At 67.1% G+C, this 4511-nt stretch carries 5 protein-coding genes and 1 tRNA gene; 3 read left to right on the forward strand and 3 right to left on the reverse strand.

Translation table 11 applies throughout. The features are described from left to right. On the forward strand, window positions 1-475 hold a 475-nt coding region (locus tag K6I34_RS32325; RefSeq protein ID WP_229331584.1), incomplete at its 5' end, for an ABC transporter ATP-binding protein. Between the two features lie 80 nt (window positions 476-555). Here K6I34_RS32325 and K6I34_RS32330 read toward each other — a convergent pair. Continuing rightward, window positions 556-1206 (reverse strand): ANTAR domain-containing response regulator, encoded by a 651-nt coding sequence (locus tag K6I34_RS32330; RefSeq protein WP_229331586.1) that lies wholly within the window; start codon window positions 1204-1206, stop codon window positions 556-558. An 88-nt stretch (window positions 1207-1294) separates the two neighbouring features. Here K6I34_RS32330 and K6I34_RS32335 point away from each other — a divergent pair. Continuing rightward, window positions 1295-1380 (forward strand) — tRNA-Leu (locus K6I34_RS32335). Window positions 1381-1466: 86 nt separating this feature from the next. Then, window positions 1467-2255 (forward strand): helix-turn-helix domain-containing protein, encoded by a 789-nt coding sequence (locus K6I34_RS32340; RefSeq protein WP_229331587.1) that lies wholly within the window; start codon window positions 1467-1469, stop codon window positions 2253-2255. 6 nt (window positions 2256-2261) lie between these two features. Here the strand turns inward: K6I34_RS32340 and pyk are convergent, their stop codons facing one another. Both pyk and K6I34_RS32350 read right to left on the reverse strand, forming a co-directional pair. After that, window positions 2262-3683, reverse strand: a complete 1422-nt coding sequence (pyk, locus tag K6I34_RS32345) for a pyruvate kinase (RefSeq protein ID WP_229331590.1) — start codon at window positions 3681-3683, stop codon at window positions 2262-2264. A gap of 144 nt (window positions 3684-3827) precedes the next feature. Beyond that, window positions 3828-4511, reverse strand: a 684-nt coding sequence (locus tag K6I34_RS32350; protein ID WP_229331592.1) for an SIMPL domain-containing protein, incomplete at its 5' end; no start/stop codon positions are given.

Raw genomic sequence — 4511 nt, forward strand, 5'->3', positions numbered from 1 at the left:
CGCCCACTCCCCCGAAGGCCGCCACATCTTCCCCCGCCTCACCATCGCCGAGAACCTCCAGCTCGGAGCGTTCCTCCGCAAGGACACGGACGGCATCCGCCAGGACATCCAGCGCGCCTACGACCTCTTCCCCATCCTCGGCGAACGCGCACACCAGGCAGCGGGCACCCTCTCCGGCGGCGAACAACAGATGCTCGCCATGGGCCGCGCCCTGATGTCCCGCCCCAAGCTCCTCATGCTCGACGAGCCCTCCATGGGCCTCTCCCCGATCATGATGCAGAAGATCAAGGCCACCATCACCGAACTCAAGGCCTCCGGCACCACGATCCTGCTCGTCGAACAGAACGCCCAGGCGGCGCTCTCCCTCGCCGACCGGGGCCATGTAATGGAAACAGGCCGGATCGTGCTCTCCGGCACGGGAGCGGAGCTGCTGCACGACGAATCGGTACGGAAGGCGTATCTCGGCGAGGACTGATATTTTCCGGGCTGGTATACGAAAAAGGGGCTCGCGGGAAGGAAATGCGAGCCCCTTTTCGGGTGATATACGGGAAAGGCTTACTGCCCCTTCGCCGCCTTCTTCTCCTCGGCGTCCTCGATGACCGCCTCGGCCACCTGCTGCATCGACATCCGGCGGTCCATCGACGTCTTCTGGATCCACCGGAAAGCGGCCGGCTCGGTCAGCCCGTACTGCGTCTGCAGAATGCTCTTCGCCCGGTCCACGAGCTTCCGCGTCTCCAGGCGCTGGGTCAGGTCGGCGATCTCCTGCTCCAGAGCCTTCAACTCGGTGAACCGGGAGACGGCCATCTCGATGGCGGGGACCACGTCGCTCTTGCTGAACGGCTTCACGAGGTACGCCATCGCACCCGCGTCCCGGGCCCGCTCGACGAGGTCGCGCTGCGAGAAGGCGGTGAGCATCAGGACGGGGGCGATCGAGTCACGGGCGATCTGCTCGGCGGCGGAGATCCCGTCCAGGACCGGCATCTTCACGTCCAGGATCACCAGATCCGGCTTGTGCTCGCGCGCGAGCGCGACCGCGGTCTCGCCGTCGCCCGCCTCGCCCACGACGGAGTAGCCCTCTTCCTCCAGCATCTCTTTGAGATCGAGCCGGATCAGGGCCTCGTCCTCGGCGATCACGACGCGGGTGGTGTGGGGCGGGGTGTGCGGCTGCTCGTCGTCGACGGGCGGCGTGGGCTCGGCGGCGGTCACGGGTCTCCTCGATCGGGCAGAATGTGCCAGCTCAGCCTACCTAGCTGCGCTCGTATACGTGGACACTGTAGGGTGTCCAGTGCAGCAGGCCCGGTTGGTGGAATCTGGTGAGACACGCGGCGCTCAAACCGCCGTGCCCTTTGGGGCGTGTGGGTTCGAGTCCCACACCGGGCACCGTATATATAAAGCGGACGATCACCTTCTCGTGAACCTCCAGCATTTTCGCCTCGCTGGCACTTTTCGCCGCACATTGTTGCTTCATGCAGATGCACGGCACAGAAGTGCGCCAGAAAGCCCTCACCCTCCTACGCGGCGGCGCCAAGAACGCGGACGTCGCTCGCGCGCTGAACATTCCCCTCGGCACGATCAGCTACTGGCGGCACGTAGACCGGTCAAAGCGCGGCGAGTGCCCGGGAGCCCATAACCCCAAGTGCCCACGATGCGACGGGCGCGAACTCGACGAGGCCGCGTACGCCTACTTACTGGGGATCTACCTGGGGGACGGGCACATCATCCAGTACTCCCAGCATCGCGTCCCAAGCCTCATGATCACGTGCGACAACGGCTGGCCTGGCCTGATGGACCAGTGCGAAAAAGCCATGCGCGCAGTCTTCCCCGACAACTCCGTCTGCCGCGTCCGCAGGACCGGATGCCAGAACGTGAAGATGTACTCCAAGCACCTCTGGTGCATGTTCCCGCAGCACGGCCCCGGCAAGAAACACGAGCGCAAGATCGCACTCGAGCCCTGGCAACAGCGGATCGTAAACGCCTATCCCTGGGAGTTCATCCGCGGGCTCGTCCACTCCGACGGCTGCCGCATCACCAACTGGACCATCCGTCCCGTCGGCGGCGAGCGGAAGCGCTACGAGTACACGCGGTACTTCTTCACCAACAAGTCCGACGACATTCGGAAGCTCTACTCCGACACGCTCGATCTCGTCGGCGTCGAGTGGAAGGTGACCAAACGCGGCAAGGACCCGTTCAACATCTCCGTCGCCCGCAAGGAATCCGTAGCCCTCATGGACGCCCACATCGGCCCGAAGTACTAGCGAAACTCACTCCTCCCCGATGTGGTGCACCCGCACCAGGTTCGTCGTCCCCGCCACCCCCGGCGGGGAGCCGGCCGTGATGATGACCATGTCGCCCGGCTGACAACGGCCGATCCTCAGCAGGTACTCATCCACCTGCTGCACCATCTCGTCCGTCGTCTGGACCATCGGCCCCAGGAACGCCTCCACGCCCCACGTCAGGTTCAGCTGAGCCTGCGTCGCCCGTTCCGGCGTGAACGCCAGCAGTGGGATCGGTGAGCGGTACCGGGACAGCCTCCGTGCCGTATCACCGGATTGGGTGAAGGCCACCAGGTACTTCGCCCCCAGGAAGTCGCCCATTTCCGCGGCGGCTCGGGCGACCGAGCCGCCCTGGGTGCGGGGCTTGCCGCGTTCGCTCAGCGGGGGGAGGCCCTTGGCCAGGAGATCCTCCTCGGCCGCCTGCACGATGCGGCCCATCGTCCTGACCGTTTCGATCGGGTATTTCCCCACGCTGGTCTCGCCCGAGAGCATGACCGCGTCCGTGCCGTCGATCACCGCGTTGGCCACGTCGGACGCCTCCGCGCGTGTAGGACGGGACGCCTCGATCATCGAGTCCAGCATCTGCGTGGCCACGATCACCGGCTTCGCGTTGCGCCTCGCCAGTTTGATCGCGCGCTTCTGCACGATCGGGACCGTTTCCAGCGGCATTTCGACGCCCAGGTCACCGCGGGCGACCATGAGGCCGTCGAAGGCGTCGACGATGGCGTCGAGGTTCTCCACGGCCTGGGGCTTCTCGATCTTCGCGATGACGGGGAGGCGGCGGCCCTCCTCGTCCATGACGCGGTGCACGTCCTCGATGTCGCGGCCGCTGCGGACGAAGGACAGGGCGATGACGTCGGCGCCCGTCCTGATCGCCCAGCGGAGGTCCTCGACGTCCTTCTCGGAGAGGGCGGGTACGGAGACGGCGACTCCGGGGAGGTTGAGGCCCTTGTGGTCGGAGACCATGCCGCCCTCGATGACCATGGTCCGTACGCGCGGACCGTCGACCGCCGTCACCTCCAGGGTGACCCGGCCGTCGTCGACGAGGATGCGTTCGCCCCTGGCGACGTCCGCGGCCAGACCCGCGTAGGTCGTGCCGCACACGTGGCGGTCGCCCTCGATGTCCTCGACGGTGATGGTGAACTCGTCACCGCGTTCAAGAAGTACGGGGCCTTCACGGAATCGCCCGAGGCGGATCTTCGGGCCTTGAAGGTCGGCGAGGACCCCGATGCTGCGGCCTGCCTCTTCGGCGGCCTTGCGCACCCGCCGGTAGCGCGTCTCGTGGTCGGCGTAGGTGCCATGGCTGAGGTTGAAGCGGGCGACGTCCATTCCGGCCTCGACGAGCGTCTTGATCTGCTCGTACGAGTCGGTGGCCGGGCCCAGGGTGCAGACGATTTTCGCTCGGCGCATGGCACGACCTTATGACCTACCGGCGGGTAGAGAATTCGTCGGCCATAACTACCCAACGTCCTTTGGGTAAAAGCTTGTTGACAACTAGTGAAACGTGCACGGGGGTGCTCCGATGAGCACTCGGCGCACTCCCCGCGCCGCGGCTCACAGGGCCGGAGGTGTCATGGTCAGACGGGCGTTGACCTGCGCGTAGACGGTCTGTCGCTGGGGTTCGAGGTCGAGCGCGGGTACGGGGGGCGCACCCGCGTACGCGGCAGCGCGCGCCATGCCGCCGGGCGCGGCCATCGGGACGACGGGGGCGGTGTTCTCCGCGCCGATGTCGGCGAGTTCGAGCAGGGCGACGATGCGGGAGCCGAGTGCTTCGGCGTATTCGCGGGCCCGCTGCACGGCGTCGCGGACGGCGTGCTGGCGGACTTCGCGGTGTGCGGGCGAGTCGGGGCGGAGGGCCCACCAGGGGCCGTCGACGCTGGTGAGGTCGAGGGCGGCGAGGCGGGTGGTGAGTTCGCCGAGTGCGGTGAAGTCGGCGAGGGTCGCGGTGAGGTGGACGGTGCCGTGGTAGGCGTGGACGCGTTCGTGGCGGCCGCGTTCGGTGAGTTGCGGGGTGATGGTGAGGGTGCCGGTCTGGAGCTTCTCGACGGCGTCGCCGTAGGTCTTGATGAGGTCGAGGGTCTGGTTGTTGCGGCGGGTGAGGTCGCCCAGGGTGCCGGCGCGGTCGGTGCCGCGGGCGTTGAGGGTGATGCCGAGGTGGGCGATCTCGGGGTCGACGTCGAGGCGGGCTTCGCCGCGGACGGAGAGGCGGGGGGCGTCGGGCGTGCCGTAGGGAAGGGG

It is taken from the genome of Streptomyces sp. UNOC14_S4 (genome assembly GCF_020740835.1).
GTDB lineage: Bacteria > Actinomycetota > Actinomycetes > Streptomycetales > Streptomycetaceae > Streptomyces.

Coding starts and splice junctions, on each gene's coding strand:
- K6I34_RS32340 (WP_229331587.1), top strand. CDS start 1,467: ATGCAGATGCACGGCACAGAAGTGCGCCAGAAAGCCCTCACCCTCCTA.
- pyk (WP_229331590.1), bottom strand. CDS start 3,683: ATGCGCCGAGCGAAAATCGTCTGCACCCTGGGCCCGGCCACCGACTCG.